Source organism: Sphingobium rhizovicinum (assembly GCF_042647625.1).
GTDB classification, from domain to species: domain Bacteria; phylum Pseudomonadota; class Alphaproteobacteria; order Sphingomonadales; family Sphingomonadaceae; genus Sphingobium; species Sphingobium rhizovicinum.
Genome location: NZ_JBHRVU010000004.1, coordinates 2,984,718 through 3,000,013 on the forward strand (window position 1 = coordinate 2,984,718; position 15,296 = coordinate 3,000,013).

Annotated in this window: 17 protein-coding genes; 7 read left to right on the forward strand and 10 right to left on the reverse strand. The window is 63.4% G+C overall.

What is annotated here, in order from left to right; translation table 11 throughout:
• Positions 1 to 4: 4 nt before the first annotated feature.
• Entirely contained in the window at positions 5 to 1,090 is a 1,086-nt protein-coding gene (locus ACFOKF_RS15615; RefSeq protein ID WP_380796807.1) for a YjgN family protein, read from the reverse strand.
• 69 nt (positions 1,091 to 1,159) lie between these two features.
• Complete coding sequence (locus tag ACFOKF_RS15620) at positions 1,160 to 1,594, reverse strand: ExbD/TolR family protein (protein WP_380796809.1); 435 nt, start codon at positions 1,592 to 1,594, stop codon at positions 1,160 to 1,162.
• A gap of 187 nt (positions 1,595 to 1,781) precedes the next feature.
• Here ACFOKF_RS15620 and thrS point away from each other — a divergent pair, with 187 nt between their 5' ends.
• The 3 genes from thrS to infC all read left to right on the forward strand — a co-directional run bounded on the left by thrS (position 1,782) and on the right by infC (position 4,726).
• Positions 1,782 to 3,770, forward strand: coding sequence for a threonine--tRNA ligase (gene thrS, locus ACFOKF_RS15625; protein WP_380797829.1), 1,989 nt, complete (start codon positions 1,782 to 1,784; stop codon positions 3,768 to 3,770).
• Positions 3,760 to 4,038, forward strand: coding sequence for a hypothetical protein (locus ACFOKF_RS15630; protein WP_380796811.1), 279 nt, complete (start codon positions 3,760 to 3,762; stop codon positions 4,036 to 4,038). The genes thrS and ACFOKF_RS15630 overlap by 11 nt, the downstream gene beginning before the upstream one ends.
• 154 nt (positions 4,039 to 4,192) lie before the next feature.
• On the forward strand, positions 4,193 to 4,726 hold the full coding sequence (gene infC, locus ACFOKF_RS15635) for a translation initiation factor IF-3 (RefSeq protein ID WP_380796812.1): 534 nt from the start codon (positions 4,193 to 4,195) through the stop codon (positions 4,724 to 4,726).
• Positions 4,727 to 4,821: 95 nt separating this feature from the next.
• Here infC and ACFOKF_RS15640 read toward each other — a convergent pair whose 3' ends face one another.
• The 7 genes from ACFOKF_RS15640 to pabB form a co-directional block, all read right to left on the reverse strand.
• Positions 4,822 to 5,379: a tetratricopeptide repeat protein gene (locus tag ACFOKF_RS15640; RefSeq protein WP_380796813.1), complete on the reverse strand. Its 558-nt coding sequence runs from the start codon at positions 5,377 to 5,379 to the stop codon at positions 4,822 to 4,824.
• Positions 5,380 to 5,492: 113 nt separating this feature from the next.
• A complete protein-coding gene (locus ACFOKF_RS15645) occupies positions 5,493 to 6,608 on the reverse strand; it encodes a zinc-binding dehydrogenase (protein WP_380796815.1) in 1,116 nt (371 codons plus the stop codon).
• Between the two features lie 66 nt (positions 6,609 to 6,674).
• Positions 6,675 to 7,349 (reverse strand): peptide-methionine (S)-S-oxide reductase MsrA, encoded by a 675-nt coding sequence (msrA, locus tag ACFOKF_RS15650; RefSeq protein ID WP_380796816.1) that lies wholly within the window; start codon positions 7,347 to 7,349, stop codon positions 6,675 to 6,677.
• The gene (locus tag ACFOKF_RS15655; RefSeq protein ID WP_298401552.1) at positions 7,333 to 7,485 is read right to left on the reverse strand and encodes a hypothetical protein; all 153 of its coding nucleotides are present in this window, start codon (positions 7,483 to 7,485) and stop codon (positions 7,333 to 7,335) included. The genes msrA and ACFOKF_RS15655 overlap by 17 nt, the downstream gene beginning before the upstream one ends.
• A 296-nt stretch (positions 7,486 to 7,781) precedes the next feature.
• Complete coding sequence (locus ACFOKF_RS15660) at positions 7,782 to 8,984, reverse strand: pyridoxal phosphate-dependent aminotransferase (RefSeq protein WP_380796817.1); 1,203 nt, start codon at positions 8,982 to 8,984, stop codon at positions 7,782 to 7,784.
• Positions 8,985 to 9,125: 141 nt separating this feature from the next.
• Positions 9,126 to 9,749, reverse strand: a complete 624-nt coding sequence (locus ACFOKF_RS15665; RefSeq protein WP_380796818.1) for an aminotransferase class IV — start codon at positions 9,747 to 9,749, stop codon at positions 9,126 to 9,128.
• Positions 9,750 to 9,758: 9 nt separating this feature from the next.
• Positions 9,759 to 10,949, reverse strand: coding sequence for an aminodeoxychorismate synthase component I (gene pabB, locus ACFOKF_RS15670; protein WP_380796820.1), 1,191 nt, complete (start codon positions 10,947 to 10,949; stop codon positions 9,759 to 9,761).
• A 92-nt stretch (positions 10,950 to 11,041) separates the two neighbouring features.
• On the opposite strand from pabB, the gene ACFOKF_RS15675 reads away from it, so the two are divergent.
• Complete coding sequence (locus tag ACFOKF_RS15675; RefSeq protein ID WP_380796822.1) at positions 11,042 to 11,419, forward strand: DUF983 domain-containing protein; 378 nt, start codon at positions 11,042 to 11,044, stop codon at positions 11,417 to 11,419.
• 31 nt (positions 11,420 to 11,450) lie between these two features.
• Here the strand turns inward: ACFOKF_RS15675 and ACFOKF_RS15680 are convergent, their stop codons facing one another.
• A complete protein-coding gene (locus ACFOKF_RS15680; protein ID WP_380796823.1) occupies positions 11,451 to 11,888 on the reverse strand; it encodes an acyl-CoA thioesterase in 438 nt (145 codons plus the stop codon).
• A gap of 191 nt (positions 11,889 to 12,079) precedes the next feature.
• On the opposite strand from ACFOKF_RS15680, the gene ACFOKF_RS15685 reads away from it, so the two are divergent.
• From ACFOKF_RS15685 to ACFOKF_RS15695, 3 genes are all read left to right on the forward strand, one after another.
• Positions 12,080 to 13,330, forward strand: coding sequence for a YceI family protein (locus tag ACFOKF_RS15685; protein WP_380796825.1), 1,251 nt, complete (start codon positions 12,080 to 12,082; stop codon positions 13,328 to 13,330).
• 41 nt (positions 13,331 to 13,371) lie between these two features.
• Entirely contained in the window at positions 13,372 to 13,728 is a 357-nt protein-coding gene (locus ACFOKF_RS15690; protein ID WP_380796826.1) for a Rap1a/Tai family immunity protein, read from the forward strand.
• Between the two features lie 151 nt (positions 13,729 to 13,879).
• Complete coding sequence (locus ACFOKF_RS15695; protein WP_380796827.1) at positions 13,880 to 15,250, forward strand: class II 3-deoxy-7-phosphoheptulonate synthase; 1,371 nt, start codon at positions 13,880 to 13,882, stop codon at positions 15,248 to 15,250.
• Positions 15,251 to 15,296: the final 46 nt, after the last annotated feature.

Sequence of the window (15,296 nt, forward strand, 5' to 3'; positions counted from 1 at the left end):
GTGGTCAGAAGGCCCCGACGTCAAAAGCATCCAGAAGCCCTTCGCCATGACGATCGGTCCGGGTCTGCGATTGCGTCAACTGGTCGGTATAGATTTCCCCGGCCGCGCCCATATGCGTAATGAAGAATTTCCAGTGGCGATATTCCAGGAAAATCGCCCCGATGCCGAGCGTGCCGATCACCAGCGCGACATCGCCGAAAAACAGCGCCAGCCAGTCGTCGGTGTTCGCCTCGAAGGAGAATTGAAGGCCGCCCAACGTCAGATTGTCGATCGCCTCACGCAAAAAGGCGGCATAATAAGCCAATGCGATCAGGCCCAGCAGGACATAGACGCCCACGAAGATCACCAGAAAGGCAATGACCCGCAAAAAGGGCGGGAAGCTGGACGTCACCCGCACGCCGGCCAGATGCCCGCCATAGGTTCCCGCCATCGCCACGGCCAGCACCACGAACAGGATCGGCGCCAGATAGAATAGCAGGAAGCGCCCGATCAACGGGCGGGCGCGCCCATGCGCAACGAACGGCTCCGACCCGAAGCTCATCCGGTTCATGCGGCGATTCCAGAGCGACATCATCGACCATGGGATCAACAAGCCGAGGGGCAGATAGCCAAGCAGCGTGCGCCACATATAGTGCACGCCATAGCCCCAGCCAGCATCATCACTGCCGCCCCGAATCCCGTGCCACCAGGTCCGGCTCAACCGGTATCGCAAGGCGCGAAAGCGGGCCACGCCGGAGAAGTAAAAGATGATGAAGGCCGCGACGATGGTGAGCACACCCGCAAGCGCAGCATGCCCCTGAAGAATCAGCGCCTGCGCGCCAAATTGCAGGAACAGGAAAGGCAGGCCGATCAGCACCAGCACCATCAGGAAGCCGAGGAACAATTCCTTGCCCGTTCCGGTCCATTCCAGCCAGTCATCAATGAAGCGCGTATTGGCCCACAGATAGCGCCGGGTCCGCGCCGTCGCCCAGAAACGATAAATGCCCAGCGTGACAATCGTCAGCAGCAGGTTAGTGAAGGCAATTGGCGCATAGGCCCGCCAATTGCCTTCGAACGCGAAGCTGGCCTGCGCGTCGACATCGTCCGTCATCTATTCCCCCGATAAGCCCCGGAGAAGAGAAGACATTGGACGAAGCGGCAGGTCAAGCCGGAAGCTTATTCAGAAGTCCCGATAGCGTTCATTTCCAACAAAACCCAGATTGGTGACGCCGGATCTTTTGATGTCGGCCAGCACTTCGTCGACCGTCACATAACGGGCGGCGGCGTCTGGCTGGAACTGGAGTTCCGGCTCCACCGGCAGACGCAGCGACGCGGCCAGATATTGGCGCAGCGTCATCCGGTCGATCGCCGCGCCATTCCAGCGGATGACGCCGCCTGCATCGATCGTCACCTTGTTCTTCACCGGGTCCATCCGGATGGGAAGTTCGCTCGCCTGCGCCGGCAGGTCGACGCCCACGCTATGCGTCTGGATCGGGATGGTGATGATGAACATGATCAGCAGCACCAGCATCACGTCGATCAACGGGGTGGTGTTCATGTCGGAAAGGGGCGCATCCCCGGCGCCCGATTGGGGTCTTGCGAAGCTCAAAGCCATAAAGTCCCTCCTGCAGTTGATAATGATATATCAACACATAAATCATGCCCGTGACCGACTGCTTTGGCAAGTGCCCTTCTATTGGGCCCCTTCTATTGACAGTGCGGGCGGCCCATTTATGGGGAAGGCGCGGCTTTTTGAGGCCGCGCAACCTGACATTTCAACAGAAAGACCTCCCGTGTCCGCCATGCTCAAGATCACCCTGCCCGATGGTTCCGTGCGTGAAGTCGCGCCCGGCACTACTCCGGCGGACATTGCAGCGGCGATCGGGCCGGGTCTGGCGAAAGCCGCCATTGCCGCGCGCATCGATGGCGAACTGCGCGACATCGGCCGCCCGCTGGAACAGGATTCGCAGCTGGCCCTTGTGACCGCGAAGGACGAAGCCGACGCGCTGGAACTGGCGCGCCACGATTTCGCCCATGTCCTGGCCGAAGCGGTGCAGTCGCTGTTCCCCGGCACGCAGATCACCTTCGGCCCGGCGACGGACGATGGCTTCTATTATGATTTCGCGCCCAAGGATCGCCCCTTTACCGAGGAAGACCTGCCCGCGATCGAGGCGGAGATGCGCAAGATCATCGCCGCCAACAAGCCGCTGGTGCGCGAAGTCATCGCCCGCGACACGCTGATCGCGCAGTGGGAGGCCGCTGGCGAGACGTTCAAGGCGCAATGGGCCGCCGAACTGCCGCAGGGCGAGGAACTGACCGTCTATCATAGTGGCGACGGCTGGTACGACATGTGCCGCGGCCCGCATCTGGCCTCCACCGGCAAGCTGGACCCGGCCGCGTTCAAGCTGACGCGGGTTTCGGGCGCTTACTGGCGCGGCGACCAGAAGAATGCGATGCTGAGCCGCATCTACGGCACCGGCTGGCTCAACAAGAAGCAGCTGGCCGAGCATCTGACGCGCCTGGAAGAAGCGGGCAAGCGTGACCATCGCAAGCTGGGCGCGGAGATGGACCTGTTCCACCTCCAGCAGGAGGCGCATGGCAGCGTCTTCTGGCACCCCAAGGGCTATCTGATCTGGCGCGAGTTGGAAGCCTATATGCGCCGCGCCATCGACGATGCGGGCTATCGCGAGGTGAAGACCCCGCAGGTGATGGACGCCCGCCAGTGGGAAACGTCCGGCCATTGGGGCAAATATCGCGAGAATATGTTCGTCATCCCCGACGAAGTGCCGAACGTGGAGGATGAAGGCCCGCTGGTGTCGGATGACGCCGACTGGATGGCGCTCAAGCCCATGAACTGCCCGGCGCATGTCCTGATCTTCCGTCAGGGGATCAAAAGCTATCGCGACCTGCCGCTGCGTTTCTACGAAAATGGCTGCTGCCATCGCAACGAGCCGCATGGCGCGCTGCACGGCCTGATGCGCGTGCGCCAGTTCACGCAGGATGACGCGCATATCTTCTGCCGCGAAGACCAGATTGTGGAGGAAGTCCGCGCGTTCTGCGCGCTCGCCGACCGCATCTACAAGGATTTCGGCTTCACCTACTCGATCAAGCTGGCGCTGCGCCCCGAAAAGCGGTTCGGCACCGAAGAGATGTGGGACAAGGCGGAAAATGAACTGCGCAACGCGGTCGCCGCTGCGGGCCTCAACACGCCGGAATATGGCTGGGAAGAATTGCCGGGCGAAGGCGCCTTCTACGCGCCCAAGCTGGAATGGCATCTGACCGACGCGATCGGCCGCACCTGGCAGGTCGGCACGATCCAGTCGGACCGCGTGCTGCCCGACCGACTCGACGCCAGTTATGTTGGCGAAGATGGCGAACGGCACCGTCCCGTCATGCTCCACCGCGCCATTTTCGGCAGCTATGAACGCTTCATCGGCATCCTGATCGAACATTATGCGGGCAAATTCCCGCTCTGGCTCGCCCCGGTGCAGGCGGTGGTCGCGACCATCGTGTCCGACGCGGACGACTATGCGAAGCAGGCGGTCGAGAAGCTGCGCGCCGCCGGCATCCGCGCCGAAATCGACGTCCGCAACGAGAAGATCAATTACAAGGTGCGCGAGCATAGCCTCGGTAAAGTGCCGAATTTGCTGGTTGTCGGCCGTCGCGAGGCGGAGGAAGGCACAGTGGCCCTGCGCGAGCTGGGCAAGGAAGGACAGAGCTTCCTTTCGCTCGATGATGTGATCGAACGCCTTGCCAAGGACGCCCGTGCGCCGGATTTGCGTGGCCTATAATCAAGATCAGCCGGGCAGCGCGGCCTTTACCGCCGCGCTGCTCCTGATCGCTATTCAGACGGCTCTCTGGTCTATCGCCGTCACCATATTCCATCATCATCTTCCCGGTCGGCCACCAACATTCTATCTCTTCTTCGGTGGCATTGCCTTGATGATCGGCCTGTCTTTGCTGCGTCGGCGATGGCCCAGAATAGCGCTGATTCTTGCGGCCCCTATTGCCGCTACGCCTTTTCTGATGATTTTGGTGTCGCTGTTTCTTGACATCTAAGCCGGCAATGCCGACATGCGCTGAGGCAGAAATGCCGCAAGGGTGCGTGATTCCGTTACTGCGGAGGCACGCACCCCTTTCGGCTTTCCACAAAAGCCGCTAAGAGCCGTCCGTTTTTGAAACGACCATAGGAGATACTGCTATACGTCCCCCGATGATGCGCCGCCCGCTGGCGCCGCCGCCGAAGTCCGGCCCCCGCTATAATGAGTTCATCAACGTGCCCAAGGTGCGCGTGATCGATGACGAGGGCGAAAATCTCGGTGTGATGTTTACGCAGGAAGCGATCGAGCAGGCCTATGAGGTCGGCCTCGATCTGGTCGAAGTGTCTCCGAACGCCGACCCGCCAGTCTGCAAGTTTCTGGACATCGGCAAGTTCAAGTACGAAGCCCAGAAAAAGGCGAACATCGCCCGCAAGACCCAGAAGACGCAGGAACTCAAAGAGATCAAGATGCGTCCGAACATCGACGATCATGATTATGATACGAAGATGAAGAAGGTCCATGATTTCATCGGCGATGGCGACAAGGTGAAGATCACCCTGCGTTTCCGTGGCCGCGAACTCAGCCACCAGCAGCTGGGCATGAACCTGCTCCAGCGCGTGGCGGAAAATGTTCAGGAAATCGCGAAGGTCGAAGCCTATCCGCGTATGGAAGGCCGCCAGATGCTGATGGTGCTCGCGCCGAAATAAGGCCGCGGCATTGCCAAGCTACGCCGATCGGGCGGGGTCTGCATGCAGGCCCCGCCCGATCCGCTTTCAGCCCTGGACGTTTGGCGGCGAATCGATCAGGCCAGCGCCTTTTCGACCACGGACACCGCCGCATCCAGCGGCTTTGCCCGATCGCAGGACTGACCGCATCGTTCCTGCTGATAGCGCAGCTTGGTCAATATATTCTCGGCCGCATCGCGATTTCCGAGTCGGATTTCGGCCAGGGCAAGGCCCGACATCGCACCCGGATAGCCATTGCGCCCGCGATACAGGCTCTGTTCGAAATAGCGGCGGGCCGCCGCCGCATCCCCCATGCCCAACCGCGCAACGCCCTTGAGGAAGCGAACCTGCCTGCTGCTGCTGCGGCCGACCAGCACGGACAGAAGATCGTCCGCCTGCGCATAATCGCCGGCGGCGATCAGCCTTTGCGCCCTGACCATATCGCCCCCCGGCACGCCGGGGCGGGAGACATCGCCAAAGCCATAAGCATAGCCATTGACCGGCGCGGACATGGGCGTTCCCAAGTTGAAATGGACGCCCGAAACACCGGCGACATGCTGGGCCTGAGCAGGCACAGCCATGGCGATGCCAAGCGAGACAAAGCCAAGGGCGGCAGGGACAGTCAGACGCATCATCCACTCCTCCGTCATGAGAGGATGAGGCTATGCAGGACGTAACCGCCTGTCAAATTAGGTTTCATGTCCGAACTTTTCTGATTTCCCGCAAAAAATGTCCGGCCCTTCCCCCCTCACCCGTTGGGCAGGATCAGATATTTCTCGCCCGTGCGGCGGGCATTATAGGCCAGCACCGCATCGCGGCTCAGCGCATCATGGAGCGAAATGCGCGCCTTGTAGGGGCTGGCGAAGGTGGTTGTCAGGCTGTCGCGCACCCGCTGGCGCATCCGCTCCACCGTCTCCGCCCCGGCGCGCTGGAGGAAGGGGAAGAGCAACCAGCCGCCCACATTCCAGCCGAAACCGAAACTGCGCGTGATGACCGTGGGCGCCATGTCCAGCGCGCCGTAAATATAGGCCTGCTTCAACACATCGGACCCATAGCGGCTATAGGCCGCGCCCTTGCTGGCGGCGCGTTCCATGGCGTGGAGGATCTGACTGACCAGCGTGCCGCCGCCGATCGCATCGAAGGCGATGGTCGCGCCGGTCGCTTCGATCGCATCCTGAAGCGCTGGCATGAAATCCGCCTGCGAACTGTCGAGCACATGATCCGCACCCAGCGCCCGGAGTATCTGCGCCTGCGCTTCGCTACGTACGATATTGACCAGCGGAACGCCGTCTTCCTGACAAATGCGCACCAGCATCTGCCCCAGATTGGAGGCGGCGGCGGTATGCACGATCGCCTTATGCCCCTGCGCCCGCGCCGTCTCCACAAAGCCCAGCGCCGTCAGCGGATTGACGAAGGCGGACGCGCCCTGTTCCGCGCTCGCCCCTTCGGGCAGCAGCAGGACAGACCGGGCGTCGACCAACCGATATTGCGCAAACATGCCGCCCGGCACGCAGGCCACCCGCCGGCCCAGCAACGCCTGCGCCTCTGCCGCGTCGCCAGCCGCGATCACCGTTCCCGCGCCTTCATTGCCGACCGGCATCGCTTCGCCGATCCGCGCCGCCATGGCGCGCACCGCCGCATCGGGCATCTGCGCCACGATCCGGCCCTCGCCATAATCGGCATTGGCGACGTCGGCCGGGCCGAACAACAGGCCCAGATCGGACGGGTTGATCGGCGCAGCCTCGACCCGGATCAGTATCTCATGGCCGGTGGGCGGCGGCAGGTTTTCTTCGGCCAGTTCGACGGTCAACCGGCCATCCTGCGCCAAGCTGGTCAGGATTTTGAGGCCGCGCGTTTCGCCCATGGTCATGCTCCCTATTCTGTCAGTCATCGAGGTAAGGGCGGCCGCGCCGATGACAAGCGCAGGGAATCAGGGCGAAGGCTTTTCGCGATAAAAGGTCGGAAAGGTCGCCTTCAGCGCCGCGATCCTGGGCCGGTCCCAGCGGACGATATAGGGATGGGTCGGATATTTGCGGGCGAAATCCTGATGATCCGCCGCCGCATCCTGAAAGCCGGTGAACGGCTCCACCTGCGTCACGATCGGGTTGGGCCACAGCCCCGCCTTGCCCAGTTGAACGATGTAAGCGCGCGCGACCCGATCCTGTTCGGGGTTCAGCGGAAAGAGAGCGCTGCGATATTGGGTGCCGCTGTCAGGACGCTGATAGTTGAGCGTCGTCGGATCGGCGACCACCGAGAAGAAGATGCGCAGCAACGCGCCATAGCTGACCTGCGCAGGGTCATAGGTCACGCGGACCGACTCGGCAAAACCGGTGTCGCCTTCGCTCACCTTCTCATAATCGACGCGCCGCCCCTTCGGGCCGCCGGCAAAGCCGGAGACAGCGAGTTGGACACCTTTGACATGCGAAAAGACGCCCTCCACGCCCCAATAGCAGCCGCCCGCGAAAATCGCGGTTTCCAGCTTTCGGGTGGGAATGGCGTCTATCGCGGGAACCGGGGCCAGAATGGCGCGTTCGGCATGCAACGGGGAAGCGGCGGCAAGTGCCGCAAAAACAGGGAGAAAAAGAGCCTTAGAGCGCCGCGCCATGGCTTTGCGTCGCAGCGACAGCAGTGGAGCCGAACATCGGCGGCTCTTCGGGCTGGAGCAGGAACATGCCGACAGCGCCGATCGCAAACCCGCCCAAAAAGCGCAGGAACAGGTCGGATTTCAAAAACGCCATCATGGCAAACGCCTTTCTACCTTCTATTGCCGGCTCTACCGGCCATGCGGCTATATCCATGCGCCTTGCCCCTGACTGAACGGCCGGCCCGGCGTGAGCGGGTTTCGACCAATGTGGGCAAGAGAACGACGAACGCAGCCTCTTATTCAGTTTCTTTGTGCAACGGGCATATAGGGCGCGCGGCGACAATCGCAAGACGCTGCGGCGCGAAAAACACCGTTTCCATTTTTTGACAAAATAGAAGAACCGGCGCTTTCACGCCGGTTCTTGTCATGTCGCAGGCGCGAAAACGCCTGGACTTATTTCAGCGCGGCGCAGGCTTCCTGAATGCGGGTGCACGCCTTTTTCAGCACCTCGTCCGAGGTGGCGTAGCTGATGCGGAAGGCCGGCGACAGGCCGAAGGCGGCGCCATGCACGGCGGCGACCTTGGCCTCATCCAGGAAATAGCCGATCAGCGCTTCGTCGCTGTCGATCAGCGCACCCTTGGGCGTGGTCTTGCCGATGACGCCGCTGGCGTCGGGATAGACGTAGAAGGCGCCTTCGGGCGTCGGGCAGTCGAGGCCCGGCGCGTCGTTCAGCATGGCGACGACCATGTCGCGGCGCTTCTTGAACACGGCGTTGCGGTCTTCCAGGAAGTCCTGCGGGCCGGTCAGCGCCGCGACGGCGGCGGCCTGGCTGATCGAACAGGGATTGCTGGTCGACTGCGACTGGAGCTTGCTCATCGCCTTGATGATCCATTCCGGGCCGCCCGCAAAACCAATGCGCCAGCCGGTCATCGAGAAGGCCTTGGAGCAGCCATTGACCGTCAGCGTGCGATCATAAAGTTCCGGGCATACCTGCGCGATGGTGGCGAAGGGGGTGGAGGCGTACCAGACATGTTCATACATGTCGTCGGTCATCACCAGCACATGGGGATGGCGCAGCAGCACATCCGCCAGCGCCTTCAGTTCGTCCGCCGAATAGGCCGCGCCCGACGGGTTGGACGGCGAGTTCAGCATCACCCATTTGGTGCGCGGGGTGATGGCGGCGTCCAGCTGGGCGGCGGTGATCTTGTAGCCCTGCGACGCGGGGCCTTCGATGAAGACGGGGGTGCCGCCCGCGAAGTTCACGATGTCGGGATAGCTGACCCAATAAGGCGCCGGGATGATGACTTCATCGCCCACATCGACGGTCGCGACCAGCGCGTTGAAGAGGGTGTGCTTGCCGCCCGAATTGACGGTGATCTGGCTGCGCTTGTAGATGAGGCCATTGTCGCGCTTGAATTTGAAGGCGACCGCTTCCTTGACGTCGGCGGTGCCGTCCACATCGGTATAGCGGGTCAGATTCTTGCGAATGGCTTCAATACCCGCTTCCTTGACGAAGTCAGGCGTATCGAAATCGGGTTCGCCAGCCGAGAGGCCAATAACGTCCACACCTTCGGCTTTGAGCGCGTTCACGCGGGCGCTCATGGCGAGCGTGGCGGACGGCTGGATGCGACCGAGGGCAGCGGAAGTCTGGCTCATGGTAATAAACTCTCTTAAGAATCCCCAAGGCCCGCAATAAAAGCGGACGCCGCGTCCCTTAGTGCGCAACGGACAAGGGGGCAACCGGCCAGATGCCGCTTATTGGCTTTACGGCAGGATAGTCTGGCTATTGCGTGCAGATCAGCGCGCAAGCGCCGCCGCGACCATGCCGCGCGCAGCGTTGCCGATGAAGAAACCCTGTTCCAGATCGTGCAGGCGCAGGTCTCCTTCCACCGCTTCGCCCATGTCGATCAGGCTCTGGCGCAGAATGCCCGGCAACAGGCCGCGCGACAGAGGCGGCGTGACCAGCTTGTCCCCGCGCTCCACGAAGATGGTGGAAAAGGCGCCTTCGGTCAGATAGCCGGCCGCATCGACCAGCAGCACTTCATAGGTGCCGCCGCGCTGCAACGCATCCTTATACAGGCTGCGGTCGGTGGTCTTGTGCAACAGGCGCTGGTCCTGCGCTGGCGCATTGCGCGGCACGGCGGCGACCTTCATGATCGGATCGGGCCAGCTGAGATGGCCGCGCACCTCGATCGCCACCGATCCGCCACGCGACACCAGCAACCGCACCCGGCTATGATCGCGCAACCGAAAAGTGGCGGCCTGCAATTCGTTGCGCACGGCATGGCGATCGAAACTGAAGCCCAGCGCCTCCGCGCTCTTCTTGAGCCGCGTCAGATGCAGTTCCAGCAACCGGACGCCTTCGAGCGGATCGAAGGCCATGGTTTCCAGCAGGTCGAAGCGTCCATCAGCCAATGCCATCGAAACCCATCAAACTCCAGCGCGCACCATAGCGGCCGGGGCGAGGAAACGCCCCTTGGCCAGACATTCCGCCCATTCGGATGCGCCTTCCGAATCTGCGACAATACCCGATCCCAGGCCCAGCCGGCCCACAGCCCGCCCCTCTTCAACGCAAAGGGTGCGAATGGCAACATTGAAGGCGGCGTCGCCTTCCGGGTCGATCCAGCCCATCGACCCGGTATAGACGCCGCGCGCATGCGGTTCGACCGCGTCGATAATCTCCATCGCGCGCACCTTGGGCGCGCCGGTGATCGATCCGCAGGGGAACAGGATGCGCAGCACATCGACCGCCGACAGGCCGGGCAGGATGCGCGCGCGCACGGTGGACACCAGCTGATGCACGGTCGGATAGGTTTCGACCTTGAACAGGTCGGGCACGGTGACGCTGCCGGCCTGCGACACGCGCGACAGATCGTTGCGCAGCAGATCGACGATCATCAGATTTTCGGCGCGCTGCTTGGCGTCCCCCTCCAGCCAGCCGGCCAGAGCCGCATCCTCATCAACATCTTCCGCACGGGTGGCGGTGCCCTTCATCGGCCGCGCGGTCAGTTGCCCGCGCACCTGGGTGAAGAAAAGTTCGGGCGAGAAGGACAGGATCGTCTGCGCGCCGGTGCGCATCACGCCGCCATAACCCGCCGCCGCGCGTGGCCGGACCGCGGCGTAGAGCGCCATCGGATCGCCCGCCACATCCACGTCGCAGGGGAAGGTCAGGTTGACCTGATAAATGTCGCCCGCGCGGATATAATCCTGCACCCGGTCGAACGCGACGCGATAGGCCGCCTCATCCACCAGCGGCCGCAGCGGACCGACGGTCGCACCCGCGGGGTCGGGCAGCATGGCGGGCAAATCCCGCGGCGCGATCAGCCGCACGCCTTCATACAGGCCGAACCAGAGCAAGGGCGCGCCCGCGCCGTCCCGCCGATGCGCGATCGGCGCCAGTCGATCCTCCAGCGCCAGCCCCGCCTCATAGGCCATATAGCCTGCGACATGCAGCCCCGCCTCGCGCGCTTCGGCCAGCTGGTCGAGTGCGGGCTGCACCTGCGCCATGCTGTGCGCCGCGACGATGGCCACCGGATCGCGATAGAGCCGCGCCGGCGCCGCGCCCTGCGCACGGGCATCGTCGAACAGGCAAAAAACTTCGTCGGGACCGGGAAGGCGCATGGCGCTTCTTAACAGGCTTTACGATCGGGGAAAGGGCATAGGCGCGCGATGGCGTGTTGCGCGCGGTCCGCCAAGCCCCTAGCCACGGGTGCATGAGCGATCCCGCGCCACCGCAAGACCGACCTATTGGCCCCGCCATCGGCCATGGGCTGCGCGGCCGATGCCCGGCCTGCGGACGGGGACGGATGTTTGCGCGCTTCCTGAAAGCCACACCGGCCTGCGCGGGCTGCGGCCTGCGGCTCGACGCGCATCAGGCGGACGATTTCCCCGCCTATATCGTGATCCTGGCTCTGGGGCATATATTGGTGCCCTTGATGATCGAGGTGAACGCCGCGCTGGCCATTCCGCTGATGTGGCAGGCGCTGATCTGGCCGGGGCTGGCGATCGCGCTGGCGCTGGCGTTGATCCAGCCGGTCAAGGGCGCGGTGATCGCTGTCCAGTGGAGCCGGCGCATGGCGGGCTTTTCCTGAAGCGGCCCGTTCCGCCGCCCTGTTCCCGCCCCTATTCCGGCTTGCGCAGGAAATTCAGCTCCATCGCCTCGCGCAGCGTATCGTCGATCAGGCGGCGGCCTTCGGCGCCATGGGTGACGACGGTGGTGTCGCAGGTGGCGACGCACACGCCCTTCTGAAAGCCGGCCGAACTGATCGTCCAGCTGGTGCGGCCGATATGGCCGATCGCGCAATGCACTTCGAACGGATAGGGGAAATGCGATTCCTCGATGAAGTTGAGGTTCACATTGGCCACCAGCCAGCGCACGCCCTGTTCCTGCGGATGCCGGCCCATATGATGGTGAAACCGGATGCGCGCGGTTTCGAATATGCCCGAAATGGCCACATTGTTGATGTGGCCCATGGTGTCCAGATCCTGGAAGCGGGTGTCGATGCTGGTGACGAAGCGATAGGCTTCGGGACTGAACCGCCAGGATTCGGGTTTGGCCATGTCCTGATTTCCCCTTGGAATTTTCTGTCACATTGCCATAGCCATCATGGGCCGCGATGCAATTGGCCGCACAAAAATGACGCAACTGCGGCCTTTTGGACACAACAGCAACGAAGCGTTTCGACTTCTGTACGTGGACAGCGCCGGGCGCCGGGCATAATTTCGCCCGCGACATGACCCGAGGATATGCCATGCCGCAGCGTTACAGCCTTGCCGCCATCACCCTGCACTGGGCGATCGCCGCCCTGCTCGCCTTCCAGATCGCCGTCGGCTGGGCGCTGGAGGGTTTGGGGAGCCATGGCTTCTTCCTGTATCAATGGCACAAGTCGGTCGGCATGCTGATCCTGGCGCTGACGCTGGCGCGCGTTGCCGTGCGCTATTGGAAGCCGCGCCCGGCAAAGCTGGAGGGCGGCTGGCAGGGGGCGCTGGCGTCGGCCGTGCATGTCGGTCTTTACGCCTTCATGCTGGGCGCGCCGCTGACCGGATGGGCGCTGGTGTCGACCGCGAAGGTCAAGGTGCCTACTTTGCTGTTCGGCGTGCTGCCCCTGCCCCATCTGCCTTTGCCCGCCAGCGTCCATGCGATTGCGGAAAATGGCCATGGCCTGATCGCCTGGCTGGGCATCGCGCTATTCCTGCTGCATGTCGCGGGCGCGCTGCGCCATCATGTGATGATGCGGGACGGTCTGATCTGGCGCATGGTGCCGGGCCGGTCGGGCGTGCTGCTGATCGCATTGCCTGCCCTGATCGCGCTGGGCTTTATCGCCGGCCGCGCCATTCTGCCCGCGCCGCAGGCTACGCCGGCTCCGGTCGCGGAAGTCGAGGATAAGGGCATGGAGGCCGGCAATATCACGCAGGCGGAGGCCGTGAACGCCGCCGCACCGGCCGACAATGCCGTCGCCAACGCCGCGCAGAACACCACGCAGGCCGCAGTCGAGGAACCCGCCGGCCCGCCCCCGGCCTGGACCGTGCAGCCCGGCGGCCGCATCGGCTTTTCGGTCGGCAATGATGGCGAAACGATCAGCGGCAGCTTTGCCAAATGGACCGCCGCCATCGTGATGGACCCCGATCATCCCGACAGCGCCGACATCAAGGTGACGATCGACATGGCGTCGGCCAGCGTGGGAGACGCCTATAAGGACGGAATGCTGCCGGGCGACGAGTTTTTCGGGTCCGCAGCCCACCCCACCGCCACCTTCATCGCAAAGGGCGCGCAGGCCAGCGGCCCCAATCGTTATCGCGCCAGCGGCACGCTGACCCTGAAGGGCGTGGCGAAGCCGCAGACCATCCGCTTCACCTTGTCGGGCAAGGATGCGACCCGCAAGGTGACGGGCAGCGCCACCATCGCCCGCCTGCCCTTTGGCGTGGGCAATGGCGACAGCAGCAAGGGGCTGGCCCCGCAGGTGGCGGTGACGTTCGACTTTACGGCGAAGCGCAAGGATTGATGTCCAGCTTGCGTTAACCTGCCAGGGCTAGGGTGCCCGACATGCAAGCCAGGCCCTTGATTCTCGCTACTATTCTTCTCCTTTCCGCAGCGCCGTCACCGGCCGGTGCGCAGGCCTATATGTTCGAGACAGGCGCGACGTTGCTCGCCAAATGCCGCAACAAGGCGCCGGAATACGCGCTGGCCTGCACCGCCTATATCGTCGGCGTGGTAGACGGCATCCGCAAGGACATGTTCATCGGTCGCGCGCGGCCGGTCTGCTGGCCTGACCGGATGGGCGCGGACGATGCGCGCAGGACCGTCACCGCCTATCTCGACCGCTGGCCCGACCAGCGCAAGGCCCCCGCATCGGTGCTGGTCAGCGTGGCCTTGAATGAGCGCTGGCCCTGCACGAAATAAGCGCCGGCGACGAATATGGATGAAAGGGCCGATCAGCCTGATCGGGACAATTCATTGCGCATAACCATGGCCTAACTTGTACAATCTTGCCTTGGCCCCGGCGACAGCGTAGGGGCGGCCCCTATTTTATCTTGTGTGAAGGAGACTCGACGTGGCGGCGAAGTGGACGCCGGAAAGCTGGCGGAGCCAAAAGGGCATTCAGATGCCCTTTTATCGGGATGCGGACGCGCTGGCGTCGGTAGAGGCCCAGCTTGGCCAGTTTCCGCCCCTCGTCTTTGCGGGCGAGGCACGGAATCTGAAGGCAGACCTTGCCAAGGTCGTGACCGGCGACGCCTTCCTGTTGCAGGGCGGCGATTGCGCGGAGAGCTTTGCCGAGTTCCATCCGAACAATATCCGCGACACGTTCCGCGTACTGCTCCAGATGGCGGTTGTGCTGACCTTCGCGTCGAAGCTGCCGGTGGTGAAGGTGGGCCGTATGGCGGGCCAGTTCGCCAAGCCCCGTTCGGCCGATACCGAAACGATCGGCGGCGTGGAGCTGCCCAGCTATCGCGGCGACAATGTCAACGACATCGCCTTCACGCCCGAAGCGCGCGAGCCGGACCCGCAGCGGATGATCCGCGCCTATAACCAGTCGGCGGCCACGCTCAATCTGGTCCGCGCCTTCTCGACCGGCGGCTATGCGTCGCTGGATCGCGTCCATGGCTGGATGCTCGATTTCATGGGCCGCAGCCCCTGGGCCGCGAAGTTCGAACAAATGGCCGACCAGATCGGTCAGGCGCTCGACTTCATGCGCGCCTGTGGTCTGAACGCGGAAAGCGTGCCGCAACTGGGCGGTACGAGCTTCTACACCAGCCATGAGGCGCTGCTGCTGCCGTTCGAACAGGCGCTGACCCGTCAGGACAGCCTGACCGGCGACTGGTATGACACGTCGGCGCATATGCTCTGGATCGGCGACCGCACCCGCTTCGAAGGGTCGGCCCATGTCGAATATCTGCGCGGCATCGGCAATCCGATCGGCCTTAAATGCGGTCCGTCGCTGGAGCCGGACGCGCTGCTGCGCTTGCTCGACACGCTGAACCCGAAGCGGGAAGCCGGGCGCATGACGCTCATCACCCGCTATGGCCATGACAAGATCGAAGCCGGCCTGCCCAAGCTGGTGCGCGCGGTGATGCGCGAAGGCCATCCGGTGATCTGGTCGTGCGATCCGATGCACGGCAATGTCATCAAGGCGGCCAATGGCTACAAGACGCGCCCATTCGACCGCATCCTGGCCGAAGTGCGCGGCTTCTTTGCCGTACACCGCGCCGAAGGCAGCTTTGGCGGCGGCATCCATGCCGAGATGACCGGACAGAACGTCACCGAATGCACTGGCGGCGCCATCGCCATCACCGACGAAGGGCTGGCCGATCGCTATCACACCCATTGCGATCCGCGCCTGAACGCCGCGCAGAGCCTGGAGCTGGCTTTCCTGCTGGCCGAAATGCTGAACGAGGAACTGAAGGAACGCCGCGCCGCAGCGTAATCTGAAAATCCGAATGAAAAGAGGGGCGGGATCGCGTGATCCCGCC

What these genes read in the sequence shown, in the direction of transcription:
- ACFOKF_RS15660 (WP_380796817.1), bottom strand. Translation starts at nt 8,984, where the DNA reads ATGAGCCAGACTTCCGCTGCCCTCGGTCGCATCCAGCCGTCCGCCACG.
- ACFOKF_RS15665 (WP_380796818.1), bottom strand. Translation starts at nt 9,749, where the DNA reads ATGGCATTGGCTGATGGACGCTTCGACCTGCTGGAAACCATGGCCTTC.
- ACFOKF_RS15645 (WP_380796815.1), bottom strand. Translation starts at nt 6,608, where the DNA reads ATGGGCGAAACGCGCGGCCTCAAAATCCTGACCAGCTTGGCGCAGGAT.
- msrA (WP_380796816.1), bottom strand. Translation starts at nt 7,349, where the DNA reads ATGGCGCGGCGCTCTAAGGCTCTTTTTCTCCCTGTTTTTGCGGCACTT.
- thrS (WP_380797829.1), top strand. Translation starts at nt 1,782, where the DNA reads ATGCTCAAGATCACCCTGCCCGATGGTTCCGTGCGTGAAGTCGCGCCC.
- ACFOKF_RS15685 (WP_380796825.1), top strand. Translation starts at nt 12,080, where the DNA reads ATGCCGCAGCGTTACAGCCTTGCCGCCATCACCCTGCACTGGGCGATC.
- pabB (WP_380796820.1), bottom strand. Translation starts at nt 10,949, where the DNA reads ATGCGCCTTCCCGGTCCCGACGAAGTTTTTTGCCTGTTCGACGATGCC.
- ACFOKF_RS15675 (WP_380796822.1), top strand. Translation starts at nt 11,042, where the DNA reads ATGAGCGATCCCGCGCCACCGCAAGACCGACCTATTGGCCCCGCCATC.
- ACFOKF_RS15690 (WP_380796826.1), top strand. Translation starts at nt 13,372, where the DNA reads ATGCAAGCCAGGCCCTTGATTCTCGCTACTATTCTTCTCCTTTCCGCA.
- ACFOKF_RS15620 (WP_380796809.1), bottom strand. Translation starts at nt 1,594, where the DNA reads ATGGCTTTGAGCTTCGCAAGACCCCAATCGGGCGCCGGGGATGCGCCC.
- ACFOKF_RS15640 (WP_380796813.1), bottom strand. Translation starts at nt 5,379, where the DNA reads ATGATGCGTCTGACTGTCCCTGCCGCCCTTGGCTTTGTCTCGCTTGGC.
- ACFOKF_RS15680 (WP_380796823.1), bottom strand. Translation starts at nt 11,888, where the DNA reads ATGGCCAAACCCGAATCCTGGCGGTTCAGTCCCGAAGCCTATCGCTTC.
- ACFOKF_RS15655 (WP_298401552.1), bottom strand. Translation starts at nt 7,485, where the DNA reads ATGATGGCGTTTTTGAAATCCGACCTGTTCCTGCGCTTTTTGGGCGGG.
- infC (WP_380796812.1), top strand. Translation starts at nt 4,193, where the DNA reads ATGATGCGCCGCCCGCTGGCGCCGCCGCCGAAGTCCGGCCCCCGCTAT.
- ACFOKF_RS15615 (WP_380796807.1), bottom strand. Translation starts at nt 1,090, where the DNA reads ATGACGGACGATGTCGACGCGCAGGCCAGCTTCGCGTTCGAAGGCAAT.